The organism is Planifilum fulgidum (assembly GCF_900113175.1).
GTDB lineage: Bacteria > Bacillota > Bacilli > Thermoactinomycetales > DSM-44946 > Planifilum > Planifilum fulgidum.
On record NZ_FOOK01000005.1, the window covers coordinates 25653 to 46993 of the forward strand.

The following is a 21341-nucleotide window of genomic DNA, read 5'->3' on the forward strand; positions in this document are numbered from 1 at the left end:
ATCCGCGTGCGGTATTTCATTGTCAACAGGGTGTCCGGCAACGGCCGGGGCCTTGCCCGTTGGTCCCGGATTGAGCCGGTGCTGAAGGAGAGGGGGATTCCCTACAGGGTGGCCTTCACCGAACGTCCCGGCCATGCCACGGAACTGGCCCGGGAGGCGGCGAAGACGGGGGTTCGGGCGGTGGTGGCCGTCGGCGGGGACGGCACCGTCAACGAGGTGGGAAACGGGCTGATCGGGACGGACGTCCCCTTTGGATACATACCGGCCGGATCGGGAAATGATTTCGCCACGGCCCAGGGGATTCCCAAGGATCCGGTCAAAGCCCTTGACCGGGTGTTGAAGCACTCTCCCCGCCGTGTGGACACGGCCGACTTTGGCGGACGGGTGATGGTCAGCTCCATCGGCATCGGCTTTGACGGACAGGTGGCAAAAACGGTGAATGAATCCAAGTGGAAACAAAGGTGGGGGAAGGGTTCCTACGCCATCGGCGTGCTGAAGGAACTCCGGCGCTTTCAGCCGACCCGCGTCACCCTGGAAGTGGATGGGCAAGTCATCCGGGAAGAGGGGGTCTGGCTGATCGCCGTCGCCAACGTTTCCTGTTACGGGGGAGGAATGAAGATCTGCCCCGAGGCGAAAAACGATGACGGCCTTCTGGACATCTGTCTGGTCCGGGGGATTTCCCGCTGGAAACTGCTCCGGCTGTTTCCCCTGGTTTTCAGCGGCAAGCACGTCAATTATCCCTATGTGGTGATGCTGAGGGGGGCGGAGATCCGGGTGTCCGCCGAACGTCCCTTGGTGGTTCACGCCGACGGGGAAATTGTCGGGGAAACGCCCGTGATCATATCCGTCCGCCCCCAATCGCTGACCCTTCTCTGAAGAAGCGGTCACCGGTCCGGGATCGGTGATGCGGTTCAGCCGCCCCTTCCCCGCTTTCGAAGGCATCCCCCGGGTCACGTCGCTTCCCGGTGCAGACGGGTAACGACGGATTGGATGGAGCGGGAGATGATGTCCGCCATTTTCATGACGATGCTGAGCCGGGTGTTCTGCAGGACGAAATATTCCATGAAACCGGCGACGTTGACGATCCCGGTGATGTGAACCTCGCCCACTTCGGGCAGATTTTTGTTCACGCCCGCCCCCGGTTTGAGGGGGCCCATCCCCACCTGGATCGAGCCGACGCTGTGCAGATTTCCCAAACAGGCATCCACCGCGATGATCCGCGGATTTTTCAAATTCCTCCGCATTTCCTCCAGCGTCGCGCGGAGATTGACGGCATGAACGGGCTCGTCCAATGTTCCGTAAATGCGGAGGGAAGGGGACGCCATTTTTTCCAGCATCGTGCCGACCAGGGGACCGAGGGAGTCGCCGGTGGAACGGTCGGTGCCGATACAGAGGCAGACCAGCTCGGAGCCGGGGGGAAGCGCGCCCAGCGCCAGCGTGAGCTTTTCCGCACACATCTCCACAGCCCGGGGGTGGGTGTAGTCCACCCGGTAAGGGAAGGTGAAAGCCGCAGAATCGGAATGGAACAGCTCACGCATGTCCGACAACCTCCGAAATTTTTGATCCTTACCAGTATACGGGAAAAAGAGAGTAAATATACATGTAGGGACAACCCGTATGCGGGTGGGGATGGTGAGCGATGCGGATCGATCTCGGACAATCCTTCCGAATCGGCATGACGATTGTCGGCACGACCATCGGCGCGGGCTTCGCTTCCGGGAGGGAAATCTGGGAGTTCTTCGGATCCTACGGGGAAGAGGGCCGGTTCGGGATCCTCCTTTCGATGGCGCTATACTTTGCCGTGAGCGTCATCATCCTTCACATCGGCTGGAAAAAGCGGACACAACATTACTCGGAAGTGCTCCGTGCGGTGATCGGCCCCAGAATGGCCCGCTATTTTGACGGCTATGTCATCCTGTCCCTGTTGACGAGCGTGTTGGTGATGGTGGCGGGGAGCGGGGCCACCCTGGAGCAGTGGAACGGCTCCTTCACGCTGGGAACGCTGCTGATGGCGGCGGCGGTGGTGCTGGTCCTCTTTTTCGACCTGAAGGGGATCCTGTCTCTCAATACGGCATTGATGCCGACGCTGGCGGCGATATTGATCATCGTCTGCCTTCAGGCCCTGTGGTCGGGCGGTGAAACGGCCGGGCTGATCGAAAACGAGCCGGAAAATCCCCTGTTGCCGGTGTGGCCCTCGGCCATCACCTACGCCGCCTTCAACATGGTTTCCCTGCTCGCCGTCCTGTCCACCATGGGTTCCCAGATCCGTCATCCGGCGGAGATATGGATCGCCTGTCTGCTGGGGGTCTCCTGCCTCGCGGTGCTCGCAGGGCTTTACAACGCGTCGCTTCTTCAGGTGTCCCATCTCATATCCCAGTACAACATTCCCTTGTTCGCCCTGATCCGAGATTATTCGACAATCTGGAACCTGACCATTTCCCTGGTCCTCTGGTTTGCCATCTACACGACCGCCGTCAGCAACATGCACGGGCTGGTCTTTCGCCTCGCCGACCGCTTCCCCTTGCCCCGGTGGGCGGCCGGCCTCGTCATCATGGCGGTCTTGGTTCCGCTCAGCCAATGGGGGTTTGTCCCCCTGGTGCAGTTTCTTTACCCCCTTTACGGAGTTTTGAACCTGTTTCTTTTCACTCTATTTTTGCTTTATCCCTTTTCGGAGGAACGTTGATTTCCATGTCGAATGGAGAAGAAAAGGAAAAATCGTCATTCGGGATCGGAACGTGATCGCGAGCGGTTGGAGATGAAGGAGGGAACCCAACATGTTTCTGTATCACACCCTTCAACCCGTCGTTCGGTGTTTGATTCGAATCTACCACCGGGCCCGCGTGGAAGGGATGGATCGGGTCCCGGCGGAGGGGCCCCTCATTTTGGTCGGCAATCATCTCAGCCTTCTCGACCCCTTTTATATCGGGGCCTTTTTTCCGCGAAAGATCCGTTTCATGGCGAAAAAGGAATCCTTCCGCCATCCGGTGGCCCGGTGGTTTCTGAACCATTTCCGCGCCTTTCCCGTGGATCGCGGCAAGGCGGACCTGAAGTCCTTGAAGACCGCCATCGGCGTGCTCCGAAACGGTGAGGTGCTGGGCATGTTTCCCGAGGGGGGGAGGCGGGAAAACGCCCCGATGCGCGAGCTGAAACAGGGAGCCGCCTACCTGGCGCTCAAGACCGGCGCGCCCATTCTCCCCGTTTATATCGAGGGGACGGATCGTTCGCTGCCCCGGAATGCGGTGTGGATTCGCCCCCATCGGATTCGGATCGTCGTCGGGGAATGCATCAGGCCCGGCGCGGAGAAAACGGGACGGCAAAGCGAGGAGCAGATCAGCGAAGAAATTCTCCGCGTCTGGCGCCGGATGGCGGCGGAAGGAAGGGAGGAAGGGCGCCAACGCGGTTGAATTGTGGCAAGACGCCTCCTATAATGGAGGCAAGCGAGCGGGAGTGTGATCATCGGTGCAACGGAAAGTTTTCAATCTGGGTGACATCGTGGAGATGAAAAAGCCGCATCCCTGCGGGACCAATGCTTGGAAGGTCATCCGAATGGGCATGGACATCCGGATGAAGTGCACCGGATGTGGTCACAGCGTGCTCCTCCCCCGATCCCGCTTTGAAAAGCGGATGAAGCGGGTCCTGATCCCCGCCGAATCAAACGGAGATGAAAATTCCCGTCCCGGATCCCTCTGAAGTGTTCCCGACGGAACCTTTCCCTGTCGGGTTCTTTTTTGCATGAGACAGGGGGATCCGGATCCGCTATAATGGATGAGGATCTCTGCAAACTTGCGCTTCATGCACAGGGAGTGGACGGATATGCCGCTTATGACCGGAATCGTCGGTTTGCCCAATGTCGGCAAATCGACCCTGTTCAATGCGATCACCCGCGCAGGAGCCGAATCGGCCAACTATCCCTTCTGCACGATCGATCCCAATGTGGGGGTGGTGGACGTTCCCGACGAGCGGCTGGAGCGTTTGGCCGAGATGTTTAAGCCCCAAAGGGTCGTCCCCACCACCTTCCAGTTTGTCGACATCGCGGGCCTGGTGAAGGGCGCCAGCCGAGGGGAGGGACTGGGGAACAAGTTCCTGGCCCACATCCGGGAAGTGGATGCGATCATCCACGTCGTCCGCTGTTTTGAGGACGAAAACATCACCCATGTGGACGGAAGGGTGGACCCCGAAGGGGATATCGAAACGATCAACCTGGAGCTGGTCCTGGCCGACCTGGAGTCGGTGGAGCGCCGGCTGGAGCGGACCTCCCGCCAAAAAAAGAGCGGGGACAAGGAAATCGTAAAGGAGCACGAAGCCCTGCTCAAGCTGCGGGAGGGCCTCGCCGAGGGAATCCCCGCCCGGCGGATCGGTTTGAGCGAGGAGGAGCGGGAACGGGTCCGCCATCTCAATCTGCTGACCTTCAAAAAGGTGCTTTATGCCGCCAACGTGGGGGAAGCGGACGTGGCGGACCCCGACGCCAATCCGCACGTCCGGACGGTTCGGCGGATCGCGGAGGCGGAAGGGGCCGGCGTCATCCCGATCTGCGCCCGGCTGGAGGCGGAAATCGCCGAGCTGCAGGAGGAGGACCGGCGCCAATTCCTCGAGGAACTGCGTCTCAAGGCTTCGGGACTGGACCGACTGGTGGCGGCCGCTTACCGGCTTTTGGGGCTGATCACCTTCTTTACCGCCGGCGAGAAGGAGGTCCGCGCCTGGACGATCCGGGAGGGGACCAAGGCCCCCCAGGCGGCGGGCGTGATCCATTCCGACTTTGAGAAGGGATTCATCCGCGCCGAGGTGATCGCCTACGAGGATTTGACCGCCGCCGGTTCCATGGCCCAGGCCCGGGAACGGGGGCTGGTCCGCCTGGAAGGGAAGGATTATGTGGTGCAAGACGGCGATGTGATGCATTTCCGCTTTGCCGTTTAAAGGATTTCATGGCGGGTGGACAGGACATCCAGAATCCGGTAAAATCGAACATATGAGCGGTATCCTGTCCGGCGGCAGGATGCCGATCGGAACAGCCTGTCCGCGATGTTCTCCGCCCCGCGTTCCGCCATGATAGCTTCCAATTTCCAGGGGAGGAAGCGGGAACAACCCTTGCCTTGCCTTCAAGTCTCTGATACAATCTATCGTTGTCAGTCGAGAAATGCTGACTCCTTGCTCCCGTAAGGGGGCCGCTTGAGTCCAGAAGGAGGTGGAACCGTTGCGGAAGTACGAGTTGATGTACATCACCCGCCCCGATCTCGACGAGGAATCCCTGAAAAACAACCGGGAAAAGGTGCAATCCGTCATCACCCAAAACGGCGGGAAAATTCTGGAGACCCAGGATATGGGGAAACGTCGTCTGGCCTACCCCATCCAGCGGCTGCGGGAAGGGGTTTATACCGTCGTCCAGTTCCAGTCCGAGGGGGACATCGTGAAGGAACTGGAGCGGAACCTGCGGCTCGACGACAACGTGATCCGGCACATGGTCATCCGAATCGATGAGCGGTAAAGGGGATCGTCGCGGATAGAGAAACCCAAAGGGAGAGGTTCTTATGATCAATCGGGTGATTTTGGTCGGTCGTCTCGCGCAGGATCCCGAACTCCGGTACACGCCGAACGGTGTGGCCGTCACCACCTTCACCCTGGCGGTGAATCGGCGGTTCACCAATCAACAGGGAGAACGGGAAGCCGATTTCATCAACATCGTCACCTGGAGGCAGCTGGCCGAAACCTGCGCCAACTACCTGAAAAAGGGACGCCTGGTCGGCGTGGACGGACGGCTGCAGATCCGGAGCTACGAAAACAGCGAAGGGCGTCGGATCAAGGTGGCTGAAGTGGTGGCGGACACGGTCCAGTTTCTCGAACCGGCCGGAGCGCGTTCCGGGACGGCCGCCGAGGGAGATCCGTTCGGAAAAGGTCGGAACGAGATGGACGATCCCTTTGCGGACGACGGAAAACCGATTGACATCTCCGACGACGATCTGCCCTTTTAACCGATACGGCGGAAAATCCGGAAGGAAGGAGGGATTTCCATGGCGCGCCGTCGTGGACACAAGCGGCGGAAGGTCTGCTACTTTACGGTCAACAAGATCGAATACATCGATTACAAAGATGTGGACTTGCTGCGCAAGTTCATCAGCGAGCGGGGGAAAATCCTGCCGCGCCGGGTGACGGGCACGTCTTCCAAGTATCAACGGCAGCTGACCCGGGCCATCAAACGAGCCAGACAAATGGCGCTTCTGCCCTATACCACCGACTGAATCCTTCGGCCTTCGGGCCTTTTTTTCTTGCGCGGATGGCAAAGGAGGAAAATGCCGGGGATTTGTTGAACATACCTCGTGACGGCTTTCTCCTCGTCCTTTTGGAGATGGCCTTTTACGGGGGAGCGTGAGAATCCGGAGGGTGCCGGAAGGCATTCGCAGGCGGCCCCGCATCAATTCCGACGCACGCCTCACCTCCCTTGAACGCATCGGAGGAGGACGCGTCCATGAGCCATCCGGAGCGAGGGATGCAGATCGCAAAGAATTTGAAAGTGATTGACTGGTTGAAGACCGAAATCCTGGATCAGATCGCCAACCTGTTCAAGGGACTTCATCACGCCAACCAGCATCTGATCCTGGACAGCCTGGCCAGTCTGGTCGTGGTCAGCTATGTGCTGGCCCGAAGGGTCGGGATCTCCTTCCGCGAACTGGATCAGGCGGTGGTGAGCAAACTGAGGGAACACATCCGGGAAGGACATCAGTTGGAAAATTGGTACGGCGATTTGTCCTCTCTGGAGCAGCACATGAACAAGAGGTGAAGCCGACTTGACGGGACCGAACGGCAAGGTCCGCGACGGGGTGATCCTCTGTGGCGTTTTCACGGTGTTGATCGCCTCGCTCTTCACTCCCTTTTCCCTTGTGACGATCTGGTTTTTGCCGCTTCCTTTCTTCCTGTATACGGTTAGACATTCCTGGCCCTCCGCCCTTTTCCCTGCCGCGGTGCTCGGCGCTCTCGCCTTGATCCTGCTTCACCCTTTGTGGATTTTCGGGGTCCTTTTTGCCGCGGCGACGGGGATGGCGATGGGGGCGTTTTATCGTTCTACCGCCGCATCGGGAACCGATGTGGTTCTGGCCGGATTGGTCGTCGGCGCCGCCGTGTTGCTTTTGGGGTTGGCGGCGGCCCAGTACGGTTTTGGATTGCTTTCGGAATTCCAGCGGCTCTGGCAGGAGCAATGGGACCTGGTGGCGGAGATGGTCCAAAATTCCGTTCCGGAGGCTTCTGTTCCTCCCCTTCCGCCCCTTTCAGCCGTACTCCCTCTTTTTTTGTCCGTTCTGACCGTTCCGACCGTTCTTCTCAGCGCCTGGGCGGGGAGGAGGTTCCTCGTCCGCTCCGGTTTTCCCGAAAAGCGGTTGCCTCCGTTTCACCGGTGGCGTTTTCCCAAGTCCTTTCTCTTCTATTACCTGGTGTCGTGCGTCGCCGCTTTTCTGTTTGATGCGGAGAGCTGGGCCTATTCCTTTTTCGCGGGCTCCTTCATGATCCTCGATATCCTGTTCGCGGTGCAGGGCTTGTCCTTTCTTTCCTTTCTTCTTCACCGCAAGGGATTGAGCCGGGGATGGCTGTGGCTTGCCGTTTTCGCGCTGTTTCTTCCGCCGGCGGCCTTTCTGCTGCTCGTTTTGGGAATAATGGATGTGGGAACCCGGATGAGGGAGCGGCTGGAAGAAGGGTCATGACTTGAGGCAAAGGGAATTTCACCGTCGTTTGCCTTTTTCTCCGAAGCGGCATACGCTGAATAAACGGTGGCGGTTTTGAGGGGATGGAATTATGCCGAATTTTATCTTGCAGCGATGGCATGGAAAACACATGGTCTGGGCCATGTGTTTCCATTTGGTCCTGATCGCCCTGCTCGCCTCCTTCGATTGGATCCTCGGGGTGGGAGGGCTTGTCGTTTTTTTCCTTCTGGCCATCCACCTGTTCCGGGCGGAACGGGCGTTTCGCAGGGAGTTCATCCAATACGTCATGACGTTGACGGATCGGATCAAGGGGGCCAACCAGCGGGCGATGGATCAGATGCCCCTGGGGATCCTTCTCTACAACAAGGATCGCCGGATTGAGTGGCACAATCCCTTTGTCCGCGGAATGACCGATGAGGAGGAACTGGTGGGAAAGGCGCTGGATGAGGTCTTTCCCGGCCTCAAGGACTTGGGGAACGGAGAGGATCCGGTTCGGATCGCGGTGGGGGACCGCACCTTCGAGGTGATGCACCGGGCCGAGGAGCGGCTCGTCTATTTCCGGGAAGTGACCCGGCTGGCCCGGATTGAACGCCGCTATGAACAGGATCAGGTGGTTTTCGGGATCCTGCACATGGACAATTATGAGGAGGCGGGCCAGGGACTGAGCGATCAGAGCCGCACCCTTCTCCTTTCGAACGTGACCGGAGCGATCACCCGTTGGGCGGAGAAGCACGACATCTGCCTGCGCCGCTTGGAATCCGACAAGTTTTTTCTCATTTTGAGGCGGGAAACCCTGGATGAAGTGATGGGCAGCCGTTTCGGCATTCTGGACGAGGTCCGGGAGATGACCCGCCACAATCCGATTCCCATCACCCTGAGCATCGGTGTGTCCGCCGTGGGGCGCACGCTGCCGGAACGGGCGGAAAACGCCCAGGGGGCCCTGGAAATGGCGCTGGCCCGGGGCGGCGATCAGGCGGTGGTGCAGAGCGGAGAGCGGATGTTGTTTTTCGGCGGAAAAATGGGGGCCGTCGAGAAACGAACCCGGGTGCGCGCCCGGGTCATTTCCCATGCCCTCGGCAATCTGATCCGGGACAGCGAACGGGTGCTGATCATGGGCCATGCCAAACCGGACATGGATGCGATGGGGGCCGCCATCGGCGTCCTGAAGGCCGTTCGGCTTCAGCAACGGCCGGGATATATCGTGCTGGATGACCGGAATCCCTCCATTGAGCTCCTGATGGAGGCCGTGTCCAACCACGACGAGTTGAAGGACCGGATCATCAGCCCGGAGCGGGCCCTCCAGCTGGCGGACCCGGGAACCCTGCTCGTTATCGTGGACACCCACAAGCCTTCGCTTACCGTCGAGCCCCGGCTTTTGGACAAAGCGAAGCGGGTGGTGGTGATCGATCACCACCGGCGCGGGGAGGAGTTTGTGCGGGATCCGGTGCTGGTGTATCTGGAATCCTATGCCTCCTCCACCAGCGAACTGGTGACGGAACTGCTGCAATACCAGGGGAACCGCATCTCCCTCGACACTCTGGAAGCCACCGCCCTCTTGGCCGGGATGGTGGTGGACACGCGCCATTTCATGGTCCGCGCGGGTTCCCGCACCTTTGAGGCGGCTTCCTTCCTGAGGCGGCACGGGGCCGATTTGACCATGGTGCAAACCCTGCTCAAGGAAGATTTGCAGCAATTTGTAAAACGGGCCGAGATTGTCAAAAACACCGAAGTGGTATACGATAAAATTGCCATTGCTGTTGCCGAGGAAGATGAACGGTACGGACAACTGCTCATCGCCCAGGCGGCCGATACCCTGCTCAACATGCAAGGGATCACCGCCTCCTTCGTCATCGGCACCCTTGAAGACGGGCGGGTGGCGATCAGCGCCCGCTCCCAGGGAGATCTGAATGTCCAGTTGGTGATGGAAGCCCTGGGCGGCGGTGGGCACCTGACGGATGCCGCCGTTCAGCTGAGGGGCGTGACGCTGGCGGAAGCCCGGGAGCGGCTGTTGAAGACCCTGGAGGAAGGAGGCTTTGTCGAATGAAAGTCATTTTTAAACAGGACGTCAAGGGTCACGGCAAAAAGGGAGAAGTGAAGGAAGTGGCGGAAGGGTTCGCCCGCAATTACCTGTTTCCCCGCAAGCTGGCCGTCGAGGCCTCGCCCGCCAATCTGAACGCCCTGAAGGATCAACAGCGCAGGGAGCGCCTCCGCAGGGAGCGGGAACGGGCCGAGGCGCAGGAACTGGCGGAACGCCTCAAAGATCTCCGCATCGTGATCCCCGCCAAGGCCGGTGAGGGGGGACGCCTGTTCGGAGCCGTCACCTCCAAGCAGATCAGCCGCCATTTGAAGGAAGCGCACGGAATCCAGATCGAAAAGAAAAAGATTCAATTGGAGGAACCCATCCGTTCCCTCGGGGTCACCCGGGTTCCGGTCAAACTCCATCCCGAGGTGACAGTCACGATTCCGGTGCAAGTCGTGGAAGAATGATCGGCGCGCGGAGGAAGTTTATCCATTCCGGCGGCGAGGCGCACGCTCTGGTGGAGCGTTTTTTTGTTGAAGGGTTGAAATGCGCGGAGGCTGATGGACCATGAGTGAGCTGTTTGCGGACCGCCTGCCCCCGCACAGCCTGGAGGCGGAACGGGCCGTGTTGGGGGCCATTCTCATGGATCCCCAGGCGTTGACGCTGGTGGCGGAACGGCTGAGACCCGACGATTTCTACCGCCAGGGACACCAGCGGCTCTTCCAGGCGATGCTCAACGTCGCCGAGCGGGGAGAGCCGATCGATCTGGTGACGGTGACGGAAGAGCTGCAGAAAACCAAACAGCTGGAGGAAGTGGGAGGCGTCACCTACCTGACGGAATTGGCCGATTCCGTCCCCACCTCCGCCCATGTGGACCATTACGCCCGAATCGTCGAGGAGAAGGCGATTCTCCGCCGCTTGATCCGCACCGCGACCCAGATCGCCTCCGCCGGTTACGCCGGCGGGGATGACGTGGCGGAAATCATCGACGAAGCGGAACGAAAAATTCTGGATATTTCCCAACGGCGGATCCGCAAGGCTTTTCTTCCGATCCGGGATCTTTTGATGGATACCTACGAGCGGATCGAGCAGATGCATGAAAACCGGGGCGGGTTGACGGGGATTCCCACGGGGTTCCCCGATCTGGACCGGATGACCTCCGGACTGCAGCGTTCGGATCTGATCATCCTGGCGGCCCGCCCCAGCATGGGAAAAACGGCATTTGCCCTCAATCTCGCTCAAAACGTGGCCCTCCACGCCGGTGAGACGGTGGCCATCTTCAACATGGAGATGCCGGCCATCCAGCTGGTGCAGCGGATGCTTTCCGCCGAGGGAAACATCGACGCCCAGGTGTTTCGCACCGGAAACCTGGGGGAAGAGGATTGGGAAAAGCTGACGATGGCCATCGGCACCCTGGCGGAAGTCCCCATCTTCATCGACGACACTCCCGGCCTCACCGTTTTCGACATCCGGGCCAAATTGCGCCGGCTTCAGGCGGAACACGGCCTGGGGCTGGTGGTGATCGATTACCTCCAGTTGATCCGGGGCCGGGGCGGGGAGAGTCGGCAGCAGGAGATCTCCGAAATTTCCCGTTCCCTGAAACTCCTCGCCCGGGAGCTGAACGTGCCGGTCATCGCCCTTTCCCAGTTGTCCCGGGCGGTGGAACAGCGCCAGGACAAGCGGCCCATGTTGTCGGACCTCCGGGAATCGGGGTCGATTGAACAGGATGCGGACATCGTCGCCTTTTTGTACCGGGACGATTATTACAACGAGGAGTCGGAAAGAAAGAATATCATGGAAGTGATTATCGGAAAGCACCGGAACGGTCCCGTCGGAAAGGTGGAACTCCTCTTCCTCAAGAACTACAACAAATTTTTGAGCCTCGACCTGAAGCACGACGAACCTCCCCCCCAATGAGAATCCCTCCCCCTCCCGAAAGGGCCCGCCGGCGGCGCTTACCCCCGGCGATGCTTCCGGGGCTTATTTCTCGCGCATTTTTGGACAAGACGAATATACATCCCTTTTCGTATGGATAATGTTCGTGTTTTTGTTGACACATCCGAAAATCTGCAGTTAAAATGTTGTTGGTGTTCGGATTTTGGTCAGAGGAGGCAAGCCCATGTCAACGGTGGTCGTCGTCGGAACCCAGTGGGGGGATGAGGGAAAAGGGAAGATCACCGATTTTCTCGCTGAAAGCGCGGAAGTGATCGCCCGTTATCAGGGAGGAAACAATGCGGGGCACACGATCGTGTTCGGCGGAAACCGCTACAAGTTGCACCTGATTCCTTCCGGCATTTTTTATCGGGACAAGATCTGCGTCCTGGGAAACGGAATGGTGCTCAATCCGGAGGCGCTGGTGGAGGAGCTGGAATATCTGAAAAGCCACGGCATATCGCCGGAAAACCTGCGCATCTCCGACCGGGCCCATCTCATCCTGCCCTATCACATCAAGCTGGACATGGTGGAGGAGGCCCGGAAGGGTGAAGGAAAAATCGGGACGACCGGAAAGGGGATCGGCCCCGCTTATATGGATAAAGCGGCCAGGATCGGCATCCGCGTCGGCGATTTGATGGACCCGGATCTTTTCGCCGAGAAGCTGAAGCGGAATCTGGAGGAAAAGAACCGGCTGTTGGAGCGGGTCTACGATACCGGCGGATTCTCCTTCGACGAGATCTACGACAAGTATCTCGCGCTGGGGGAGAAGTTTCGCGCCTACGTGACGGATACCTCCGTGGTGCTGAACGATGCCATCGACCAGGGGCGGCGCGTCCTCTTTGAGGGGGCCCAGGGCGTCATGCTGGACATCGACCAGGGCACCTATCCCTTCGTCACTTCCTCCAACCCGGTCGCCGGAGGGGTGTGCATCGGAAGCGGCGTGGGCCCGACAAAAATTCATCAGGTGATCGGGGTGGCGAAAGCCTACACCACCCGCGTGGGTGACGGCCCGTTCCCCTCGGAGATGAAGGATTCCGTCGGCGACTACATTCGGGAAAAGGGCCGGGAATACGGAACCACCACCGGGCGTCCCCGCCGCATCGGCTGGTTTGACAGCGTGGTGGTGCGCCACGCCCGGCGGGTCAGCGGCATCACCGGCCTTTCCCTCAACTCCCTGGACGTGCTGACGGGATTGCCGACGGTCAAAATTTGCACCGCCTATCGCTGGCGCGGAAAGATCCTGGAGAATGTTCCCGCAAGCCTGAAGATCCTCTCCGAATGCGAGCCGGTCTATGAGGAACTGCCCGGCTGGAAAGAGGACATCACCGGCGTGCGCCGCCTGGACGATCTGCCCCTGGAAGCCCAGCACTATGTGGAGAGAATCACCCAGCTGACGGGAATTCCCTTGACGCTGTTCTCCGTCGGTCCGGATCGGGAGCAGACCATCCAGGTCCGGCCCGCCTATGCCTGATCGCGGATAAGGATTGCGCGCCCTTTAAGGGCGCGCAACTTTTTTGGGCGGCGGCGTGCCCCGTCATTTGTGGTAGGTTTCCCCCCGGATGATCTTGAAGGAGCGGTACAGCTGCTCCAGCAGGATCAATCGCATCAGCTGGTGGGGAAAGGTCATCCGGGAAAAGGAGAGCAAGAGGTCGGAAGACCGGAGGACCCGGGGGGAGAGACCGACGGATCCCCCGATGACGAAGGCGACGCGGCTTTTTCCGTAGGTGGCAAGGCGGCGGATGTATTCCGCCAACTCTTCCGAGGAAAGGGATTTCCCTTCAATCGCCAGAGCGATCACATGGGCCTCGGGGTGGAGGCGGTTTATGATCCGCTCCCCTTCCCTTTCCCGGATCCGGTCTTCCTCCGCCGCGTGAAGGGAACCCGCGGGCTTTTCCTCGGGGATTTCCACCACATCCACACGGGCGTAGGGCTTCAGCCGCTTCAGGTATTCCTCCACTCCCTGTTTCAGATAGCGTTCCTTCAGTTTACCCACCGCCACAATCTCCAGATGCACCGGTTGCATCCTCCTCCCGTTCGAAAAAGAACACCCGATCGGCGGGCCGGCCGCACATGCGGCAGCGGGCGGATCCGGGAGGGGAAACCGCATCGATGGAAGGGGCGGTCCGGAATTTTTCCACAAAATCATCCAGTACCCATTCGGCATGTTCGTCACAGGCGAACCAGCGATGGCGGGCGGTTTGATCCATCCTCTTCCATTCCTCCCCTCGGCCGGAGGGATTCCTGTTATCCACATTATCCACAAAGTTACACACAGGGGGAACCCGCCTGTGCACAGGGCGGGTTCCCCGTCAACGGAAGATTTCCACAGGTTGTTGAATCAATGTGGTGGTGACGGTTTCCTTGGATCCGTCCCGGTAGAAGGTGATGCGGATCTCGTCACCGATCTTTTTCTCCTTGTACAGGTATTTGCGCAGCTCGGAGCCGGAGTGGATCGGCTGATCGTCCAGGGCGACGATCACGTCCCGGGAGCGGAGGCCCGCTTTGGCGGCGGGAGTCCCGGACATCACATCCCTCACCACGACACCGGCGTTGACCGAGCTGGGGAGATCCAGTTCCGTGGCCCAGTATTCCTGGGGAATCGCCTGCAGGTCTATCAGGGTGATTCCCAGATAGGGCCTGAGCACCCGTCCGTGCCGGATCAGGTCGTTGATGATGGGCAGGGCATCATTGACCGGAATGGCAAAGCCGAGCCCTTCCACCCCCTGTTCCGCGATTTTCAGGCTGTTGATTCCGATCACCTGTCCGGCGACATTGACCAGGGCACCGCCGCTGTTGCCGGGGTTGATGGCCGCATCCGTCTGGATGACATCCATGGACATGCTTTCCGCCACGTCGATGGATCGTTTCGGCGAGCTGATCACGCCCACCGTGACCGACTGGGAAAATTCCAACCCCAGGGGGTTGCCGATCGCGATGGCGGGTTCTCCCGCCTTGATGGCATCGGAATTGCCGAAGTCGGCCACCGCCTTTACGTGGTTGTCGGGGATCTCCAGGACGGCCAGATCCGAAATGTCATCGCTGCCCAACACCTTGGCGGTCACATGTTTCGCATTGTCCCCGTTTGAAATGACCACTTGAACGTGATCCGCTCCGGCGATCACGTGGTGGTTGGTGACAATCCGCGCTTTTCCGTTTTCCTTGTCAAAAATGATTCCGGATCCGGTGCCCCGCTGCAGGGCTTCCGGTTGAAAGGGGTTGTCCCGCTGCAGGTTGACGACGCCGACCACCGCCGGTTGCACCCGCTCCACGGCCTTGGTGATGTCGGTCGTCACATCGACGGTGATCGACTTCTTTTCCGCAAAGCGGTTATTCGCCGCTTCCCCACCGGGGGACGCCGGAAGGAGGCCGGCCCGTGACAGGGCGGGAGTGAGCAGAAGGACGATCAATCCTCCGATGACGGCCGAGATCAAAGAGGTGAAAAGAAGGGAGGCTAGTCCCCTTCCCCTGGACCCTGTTTGGTCGTCGTAGTAACCCACCGCTTCCGCCTCCTTGATGATGAGGAGATAGACACTACTTCATTATTTGAATGGCCCAACCATATTATACTTAGTCTTTTGTGTCCGGAAAATGTCGAGGGAGATTCCTGAAGAATAAAACTGGTCATAATTGGAAAAGAGGAATTGAAACCGGTTTAATAGAAGAAAGAGAGCAAGAAAGAGACATATAAGAAAAACACCCACGCGTTTGCCGCCGTGGACTTTCGGCGGACCGGAAACAGAGGGAGAGGATTTCAACCTGAAAAAAATAGAGCGAGGATTGCCGATGGCGGGACTCCGACCGTCGGGTATGGGGGGGTTGAACCATGGTTGACGGAATGAAGGGGGTAGAACGATGACTGGCGGCGACAGGTCGCGTCGCGTGAATCCCTCCGAACGTGGGCCCGACGCTTGGTCGGAAGTGAATTGGGGCGCGCAGTTGGCCGATTTCAAACAGATGCAATACCACCAATCCGTCCTGTGGTTGGCGCTGGTGGAATTGCTGGTGGAAAAGGGGATCATCAGCCGGGAAGAATTGCGGAATGTCGCCCGGGAATTGGACCGAAAACTGGCGATCAGGGCGATTCCGGGGGGCTCTGCGGAAAAAAGGGAATCCGGGCCTTCCCCGGACCGCTCCGAAAAGCGGGAAAAGAAAGGGAAATAAAGAATAGGAGAGCGCTTTTTCGCACCCTTCGGCGAAAAAGCGCTCTCTCATTGTCAGTGGGAAGCCCCTTCAGGATCTGCCTGTGGCCTTGACGGAGCGCAGCGGAGTGGGGCGGTCCGGATAGGTTTCCCACAGATGGACGTCCCTCCCCACGTTCAGATCCGCTTCCTCCAGAAATTGGCGGACGGTCATGTGGGCCAGTTCCATCAGATTGTTTTCCTGGCTCAGGTGGGCCAGGGAGACCTGTTCGCCGTTGCCGGCGAGGATTTCGGCGAGGGCTTCGCCGGCGTCCTCATTGGAAAGGTGGCCGACGTCGCTCAGGATGCGTCGCTTGACGTTCCAGGGGTAAGAACCCATGCGGAGCATGTTGACGTCGTGATTGCTTTCGAAAATGAGGGCATCGACGCCGGAGACCCGATCGATGATCCTTCGGCTGACATAGCCGAGATCGGTGACCAGGGCCAAGGATTCGTTGCCGCGCTGGAAGCGGAATCCGATCGGTTCCGCCGCGTCGTGGGAGACTTCGAAGGTTTCGATTTTCAGGTCCCCGATTTCCAGAACGGCCCCGCTTTCCAACACGTTGCGGCAAGCCTCGTTGATCGCCCCCACGGAGGAGGGGAGGGCCGACCAGGTGGCTTCGTTCATGTAGACGGGGATATTGTACCGGCGCGCGAACACTCCCAGCCCCTTGACATGGTCGATGTGTTCATGGGAGATGAGGATGGCGGTCAGCGTCTTCGGATCCACTCCGATGCTTCGCAGATGCTGTTCCAACTGTTTGCCGGAAAGGCCGGCATCCACCAGGAGGCGCACCTGATCCGTTTCGATATACAGGGCGTTCCCGGTGCTGCCGCTGGCGAGGACACTGTATTTCATCGGCGATCTTCCCCTTTTTTCAGAGGCGTGCGTTGTTTGGCGTTTTTAGGGCTGCAGGGCGCCCGTCAGCGCATTGACGTAATAGGTCCGGCCGTCTGCGGCCGCAAATTTCCAGACGGGAGAAAGCACGCGGGTTTTGGCGTCATAGGACTGCCCGTGGTAACCCAGTTCGATGCGGGTGAAAACCGTCCCCTTGGGAACTTTCCCGCTTTCCACCAGATTGAGCAGCGCGAAGGAGGCGGGAACGGGGGTTTGGGCGTCGGTTCCCTCTTTGATGGACAAGCGAATCAATCGGATGGATTGAAGGGCCCCTCCCTCCGACAGTTTCACTTCCAGGCGGCTCCCGTAGAGGGGCCGCTCTTTCCAATACTGAAGGTATGTCCGGCTCCGCCCCTTCCGGGAGATCAGCCGGTACTCCCCGAAAGAGGGAACATGCTTTTTGAGCAGGGCATGGAGATGATCCTCCCCGGAAAGGCCGAGGGAGGGATGAAAGGTTTTTACGTAGCTGCCGTCCGGCTGCGACTTCCAGCCCTCCCCCGGAGATGCGATCCGCGCTTCCAGGACGGAAACCAGCGGCGGATTCTGCGGGATGTCGGGCGTTTTGATCTTCTTTTCCTTGAGGATCTGGGTCAGCTCCCGGCGGATCGAATCGTTTCCGTTTTGCATTTGCGATTTTTCCACCCAGGCCTGGATCAGCTGCACGGTCAAAAACAGGTTGAGTAAGACGAAGGCGATGATCAGCAGGGTTTTGGCGCGGCTCCAGTCCATGACCGACCCTCCCGGTTACGGATTGAGAAGGATGCTCTCTCCGTTTTTCTTCAGGGCGATCCACACCGGGGACAGGCGGACGTGATCCTTGAGCATCTTCACCTGGTACCCCGGGATGAGACGGCGCAGCTGATTCAAGGAGAGGCCGCGGTCGGCTAGCTCCCGGATCACCGTGTCCCGACCGGGAAGCAGCGCGTCCCGGGAGTCGGAGGGTTTCGAAGAGAGGTAGCGGAGGGAACGATGGTATTCCGCCACCCTGTCGGAGGAGACCTTCAGCCGGATCGTGTCGGGCCGCACCTCTTCCTTGTCTTCCTCCCCGGACCAGTAAACCGGGAGCCCGCCGACCGTCAGGCGAAAAATGTAGAGGTGGATGTGGTCTTCCTTGATCCGCCGGTCCAGGGAATAGGAGCCCGTCCACCCGTTGTGGGTCTTCATGAACTGGTTCAGGATTTCCAGCTCGATCGCCGCCGAGGAGGGCTGCGGCTCCGCTCTCAAGTCCCTGTACACCACCGTCTGCTTCTGCTGGTTGTGTTGCAGCATCCGGTTTCCGTCGGTGTAGGTGTCTCCCTCTTCAGAGGGAAGGGTCCAGATTTGGTTCGGATCGGTGAAGAGCCATTTGATGTCCTCCACCTTGATTTGTTTCAAGGGATAGGTAAAACTGCGGACGGTCGGCGGCAGATCGGGAAGATACACCGCCAGGGGAAAAGCGGAAATTTTTTCGTCCTTTTCCTCGTCCAGGGGGATCTTCCCGGTGACGAAGTGGGGCTTGACCGGCTGGGCTTTCCGCTCCATCTCCTGAAACCACTTGCTGAAGTCCGGGAAGTCGATCTCGCTCTCCAGCACTTTCCGCTCCCGGTCGGATATCAGCCAGAGGCGCACGTTTTGTCCCCGCGAATCGCTGCGGATCCAGATCCTGCTGATCAGGTTGATGCCGGAGGCGGAAATCTCCTCTTCGTTCATCACGTCGATGGCGTCGGCGGGCAGATCATTGATGAACTGCAGTTCCACTCCCGCGGCTTTTTGGTACAGATGGTTCCACTCCTCCGGCCGGGGAACCACCGGTTCCGGATCGTCCCACGAGGCCTTATAAAGCCGGTTGAGAAAGTCCCGGTGCGCCGGCTCATTGGGTAGGATCCAACCCTGTTGTCCGTCCCGGTGGACGATGACGGGAACGGAAGCCACCCGTTCGTGCAGGGGGATCTGGTTGTACTGCTCGTTGCCGATCAGCGGGGGTTGGATATAGGACGGCTTATTTTCCTGATAGGAGGGGGAGCTGTACCACAGCATCCCCGTCTGCAGAATGCTGAGGACGATCAGCAGAAAGAGCGCCGCCGACTTGATCCGTTCCTTCATCGGATCACCTCCGGCTCCCAGGGGGGCAGGGTGAAGGTGACGGTCGTTCCGCGGCGGTATACGCTATCGATCCCGATGTCTCCGCCGTGGGCCAGGACGATCTCCCGGGCGATGGACAGGCCGAGGCCGGTTCCCCCCATTTGGCGGGAACGGGCCTTATCCACCCGGTAAAACCGCTCAAAAATGCGTCCCAAATCCTTCTTGGGGATGCCGATGCCGGTGTCCGACACCGATACCTCCGCCATTCCGTCCTTCTGCCGGCGGGCGCGGATCGTGATGGCGCCCCCTTCGGGTGTGAATTTGACCGCGTTGGAGAGGAGGTTGTCCAGCACCTGGTCGATCTGATCCCGGTCCACGTAGACCCGGGGGAGCGGTCCGGACACCTGAAGCGCAAGGCGGATTCCCTTCTTTTCGCAGGGAATGGAAAAGCGGTCCGCCACCTCCTCCAGCATTTCCCTCAGATCGACGGCTTGTTTGTGGAAACGGGTTTCCTTGGCATCCAACCGGGAGAGCAGGAGCAGGTCGTTGATCAGCCGGTTCATGCGCTCCGCCTCCTGAAGGGTGACCCGCAGAAAGCGGGACGCCAGTTCCGGATCGCCGATGGCCCCGTCCTCCAGGGATTCCAGATAGCTTTTGATGGTGGTGAGCGGCGTGCGCAGCTCGTGGGAGACATTGGCGACGAACTCTTTCCTTTGCCGGTCCAGCTTGGCCTCTTCCGTCACATCCTTGAGGACGGCGATCAATCCCACCATTTCCTGCCCGTGACGTTTGATCGGCGTGAAGGTGATTTTGATGACGGAGTGCTCTTCCTTGTCCTCCGCGTTTTGTTCCAGGTGGATCTGCGTCTCTTCCGCCAGGGGCAGGGGCAGCGGTTCGGAAAGGGGCAACACCTCCTCCAGCGGTTCGCCGAGGGCGATCTCCCGGTCCAGGATCTCCTCGGCCCGGCGGTTGCGAACGATCACCCGCCCCTTTCCGTCCGTGGCCAGCACGCCGTCGCTCATGTTGGCCAGCACGGACTCCAATTTCTCCTTTTCCTCCTCGTTCTGGGACAGGGCCTCCCTCAGCCGCTCCGCCAAATGGTTGAAGGCGGCGGCCAGCCGGCCGATTTCGTCACCGCTTTTCACATCCACCTGCCGGTCGAAATCCCCTTCCGCCATCGCCGTCGCCTGGCGGGTGATCTCCTTCACCGGATTGGCGATGGTGCGGGCCAGGATCACGCCGAGAAGGGCGGTCAGCCCCAGGGCGAGGAGGGTGATGCGGATCAGGTTTTTGCTGATGCGGCGGATCGTCGCGTACATCTCCTCCATCGACGCTTCGATGTATACGGCGCCCACCGCCTGGCCGTCACTGTTCTTGATGGGACGGATGAGCAGTTTCATCCGGTAACCGGTCGCCGGGTCGACGCGGAACTGTTTGTCGGTGGTGAAGGATTGCAGGGCCTGCGTGACCCGCACGTTTTTTTGCCCGATGACGTTGCGGTTTTTGGTGGAGGACGTGCTCAGCACGATGCCGTCGGAGTCCACCACCTGAACCGTGTCGGTTCCCTTGTCCAGGATGAACAACTGTTGGACGAGGTTTTCAATCTCCTTGGTGCGATCCGATCGTTCGGCGGTTTTTTGGTCGAGGATTTCCGCCAGCGAGCTGCTGGCCAGAAGAGCCGCCTGTTTTTCCAGCTTTTCGTCGAAGTCCTGCTCGTAATAATCTCCCAGCCAATCGAAAAAATAGACCCCGATCAGCTGGATGGCGATCAGGATGAGGGAAAAGTAGATCACCATCAGCTTCCACTGGATGCTGTTCAGCAGTTCCCGGAGTTTTGAAACGAACATGGCGCTCACCTGTCGGCGGAGGGATCGCGCATGGTGTATCCCAGTCCCCGGCGGGTGATGATGTATTCGGGGTTGCTCGGATCATCCTCGATTTTTTCGCGCAGCCTCCTTATGGCCACGTCCACCGTCCGCATGTCGCCGAAGTAGTCGTATCCCCAAACGGATCGGAGCAAGTGTTCCCGGGTCAGCACCTGGCCGACGTGCTTGGCCATGTAGGAGAGCAATTCAAACTCCCGGTGGGAAAGTTCCACCGTCGTCCCCTTCTTGGTCACCAGGTACCTGTTCAAATCGATCACCAAATCGCCGATGCGCAGGAGGTTGGAGGGGGATCCTCCCTCCGGCTGCTGGACGCGGCGGAGGTTCGCCTTGATCCGCGCCAGCAGCTCCCGGTTGCTGAAGGGTTTGGTCACGTAATCGTCGGCTCCCATCTCGAGACCCAGCACCTTGTCCACTTCCGAGTCCTTGGCCGTCACCATGATGATCGGCATTTGGAAGGACTGGCGCACCCGGCGACACACTTCGATTCCGTCCATTTTGGGCAGCATCAGGTCCAGCAGGATCAGGTCCGGAGGATCGGCGAAAACGCGGCGGAGCGCTTCCTCCCCGTCGTGGACGCATTCCACCTGGAAACCTTCCCGCTCCAGGTTGAACTGCAGGATGTCTGCGATGGGCTTTTCGTCTTCCACCACCAGGATTTTTGCGGACATCATCAACCCC

Annotated in this window: 24 protein-coding genes; 15 read left to right on the top strand and 9 right to left on the bottom strand. The window is 59.5% G+C overall.

What is annotated here, in order from left to right; translation table 11 throughout:
• Positions 1–6: 6 nt before the first annotated feature.
• On the top strand, positions 7–876 hold the full coding sequence (locus BM063_RS03990; RefSeq protein ID WP_092036076.1) for a diacylglycerol/lipid kinase family protein: 870 nt from the start codon (positions 7–9) through the stop codon (positions 874–876).
• Between the two features lie 74 nt (positions 877–950).
• Here the strand turns inward: BM063_RS03990 and yyaC are convergent, their stop codons facing one another.
• Complete coding sequence (yyaC, locus tag BM063_RS03995; protein ID WP_092036078.1) at positions 951–1538, bottom strand: spore protease YyaC; 588 nt, start codon at positions 1536–1538, stop codon at positions 951–953.
• A gap of 101 nt (positions 1539–1639) precedes the next feature.
• Between yyaC and BM063_RS04000 the strand changes: the two genes are divergently transcribed.
• The 13 genes from BM063_RS04000 to BM063_RS04060 all read left to right on the top strand — a co-directional run bounded on the left by BM063_RS04000 (position 1640) and on the right by BM063_RS04060 (position 13111).
• Positions 1640–2683 carry a YkvI family membrane protein gene (locus BM063_RS04000; protein WP_092036080.1) on the top strand — a complete coding sequence of 348 codons (1044 nt, stop codon included), beginning with the start codon at positions 1640–1642 and terminating at the stop codon, positions 2681–2683.
• 91 nt (positions 2684–2774) lie between these two features.
• The gene (locus tag BM063_RS04005; RefSeq protein ID WP_092036082.1) at positions 2775–3404 is read left to right on the top strand and encodes a lysophospholipid acyltransferase family protein; all 630 of its coding nucleotides are present in this window, start codon (positions 2775–2777) and stop codon (positions 3402–3404) included.
• A gap of 55 nt (positions 3405–3459) precedes the next feature.
• Complete coding sequence (locus BM063_RS04010) at positions 3460–3690, top strand: DUF951 domain-containing protein (RefSeq protein ID WP_092036084.1); 231 nt, start codon at positions 3460–3462, stop codon at positions 3688–3690.
• Between the two features lie 123 nt (positions 3691–3813).
• A complete protein-coding gene (gene ychF, locus BM063_RS04015; protein WP_092036086.1) occupies positions 3814–4914 on the top strand; it encodes a redox-regulated ATPase YchF in 1101 nt (366 codons plus the stop codon).
• A 277-nt stretch (positions 4915–5191) separates the two neighbouring features.
• Positions 5192–5482 (top strand): 30S ribosomal protein S6, encoded by a 291-nt coding sequence (gene rpsF / locus BM063_RS04020; protein WP_092036088.1) that lies wholly within the window; start codon positions 5192–5194, stop codon positions 5480–5482.
• 43 nt (positions 5483–5525) lie between these two features.
• A complete protein-coding gene (gene ssb, locus BM063_RS04025; protein WP_092036089.1) occupies positions 5526–5966 on the top strand; it encodes a single-stranded DNA-binding protein in 441 nt (146 codons plus the stop codon).
• A 39-nt stretch (positions 5967–6005) separates the two neighbouring features.
• Entirely contained in the window at positions 6006–6233 is a 228-nt protein-coding gene (rpsR, locus tag BM063_RS04030) for a 30S ribosomal protein S18 (protein ID WP_106344074.1), read from the top strand.
• A 227-nt stretch (positions 6234–6460) separates the two neighbouring features.
• The gene (locus BM063_RS04035; RefSeq protein WP_092036093.1) at positions 6461–6772 is read left to right on the top strand and encodes a MazG-like family protein; all 312 of its coding nucleotides are present in this window, start codon (positions 6461–6463) and stop codon (positions 6770–6772) included.
• Between the two features lie 7 nt (positions 6773–6779).
• Positions 6780–7685 carry a DUF2232 domain-containing protein gene (locus tag BM063_RS04040; protein ID WP_092036094.1) on the top strand — a complete coding sequence of 302 codons (906 nt, stop codon included), beginning with the start codon at positions 6780–6782 and terminating at the stop codon, positions 7683–7685.
• Between the two features lie 91 nt (positions 7686–7776).
• Positions 7777–9729, top strand: coding sequence for a DHH family phosphoesterase (locus BM063_RS04045; RefSeq protein WP_092036096.1), 1953 nt, complete (start codon positions 7777–7779; stop codon positions 9727–9729).
• On the top strand, positions 9726–10172 hold the full coding sequence (gene rplI, locus BM063_RS04050) for a 50S ribosomal protein L9 (RefSeq protein WP_092036098.1): 447 nt from the start codon (positions 9726–9728) through the stop codon (positions 10170–10172). The genes BM063_RS04045 and rplI overlap by 4 nt, the downstream gene beginning before the upstream one ends.
• 100 nt (positions 10173–10272) lie before the next feature.
• Entirely contained in the window at positions 10273–11622 is a 1350-nt protein-coding gene (gene dnaB / locus BM063_RS04055) for a replicative DNA helicase (RefSeq protein ID WP_092036100.1), read from the top strand.
• Between the two features lie 202 nt (positions 11623–11824).
• Positions 11825–13111 (top strand): adenylosuccinate synthase, encoded by a 1287-nt coding sequence (locus tag BM063_RS04060; protein ID WP_092036102.1) that lies wholly within the window; start codon positions 11825–11827, stop codon positions 13109–13111.
• A 63-nt stretch (positions 13112–13174) separates the two neighbouring features.
• On the opposite strand, the gene rlmH is transcribed toward BM063_RS04060, so the two are convergent.
• From rlmH to BM063_RS04075, 3 genes are all read right to left on the bottom strand, one after another.
• Positions 13175–13654, bottom strand: a complete 480-nt coding sequence (gene rlmH, locus BM063_RS04065; RefSeq protein ID WP_092036104.1) for a 23S rRNA (pseudouridine(1915)-N(3))-methyltransferase RlmH — start codon at positions 13652–13654, stop codon at positions 13175–13177.
• A complete protein-coding gene (locus BM063_RS18260; protein ID WP_092036106.1) occupies positions 13626–13847 on the bottom strand; it encodes a CxxH/CxxC protein in 222 nt (73 codons plus the stop codon). Before BM063_RS18260 ends, rlmH begins: the two co-directional genes overlap by 29 nt.
• 102 nt (positions 13848–13949) lie before the next feature.
• Positions 13950–15137 (bottom strand): S1C family serine protease, encoded by a 1188-nt coding sequence (locus tag BM063_RS04075; protein ID WP_245752007.1) that lies wholly within the window; start codon positions 15135–15137, stop codon positions 13950–13952.
• A gap of 355 nt (positions 15138–15492) precedes the next feature.
• On the opposite strand from BM063_RS04075, the gene BM063_RS17555 reads away from it, so the two are divergent.
• Positions 15493–15801, top strand: coding sequence for a hypothetical protein (locus BM063_RS17555; protein ID WP_177198967.1), 309 nt, complete (start codon positions 15493–15495; stop codon positions 15799–15801).
• 69 nt (positions 15802–15870) lie between these two features.
• Here the strand turns inward: BM063_RS17555 and BM063_RS04085 are convergent, their stop codons facing one another.
• The 5 genes from BM063_RS04085 to yycF are packed head-to-tail and all read right to left on the bottom strand — an operon-like array spanning position 15871 to position 21331.
• Positions 15871–16677: an MBL fold metallo-hydrolase gene (locus BM063_RS04085; protein ID WP_092036110.1), complete on the bottom strand. Its 807-nt coding sequence runs from the start codon at positions 16675–16677 to the stop codon at positions 15871–15873.
• 45 nt (positions 16678–16722) lie between these two features.
• Complete coding sequence (gene yycI, locus BM063_RS04090; protein WP_092036112.1) at positions 16723–17445, bottom strand: two-component system regulatory protein YycI; 723 nt, start codon at positions 17443–17445, stop codon at positions 16723–16725.
• 15 nt (positions 17446–17460) lie between these two features.
• Entirely contained in the window at positions 17461–18798 is a 1338-nt protein-coding gene (gene yycH, locus BM063_RS04095) for a two-component system activity regulator YycH (RefSeq protein WP_092036114.1), read from the bottom strand.
• A complete protein-coding gene (locus BM063_RS04100; protein ID WP_092036117.1) occupies positions 18795–20624 on the bottom strand; it encodes an ATP-binding protein in 1830 nt (609 codons plus the stop codon). Before BM063_RS04100 ends, yycH begins: the two co-directional genes overlap by 4 nt.
• Positions 20625–20629: 5 nt before the next feature.
• Positions 20630–21331 (bottom strand): response regulator YycF, encoded by a 702-nt coding sequence (yycF, locus tag BM063_RS04105; protein ID WP_092036341.1) that lies wholly within the window; start codon positions 21329–21331, stop codon positions 20630–20632.
• Positions 21332–21341 lie beyond the last annotated feature (10 nt).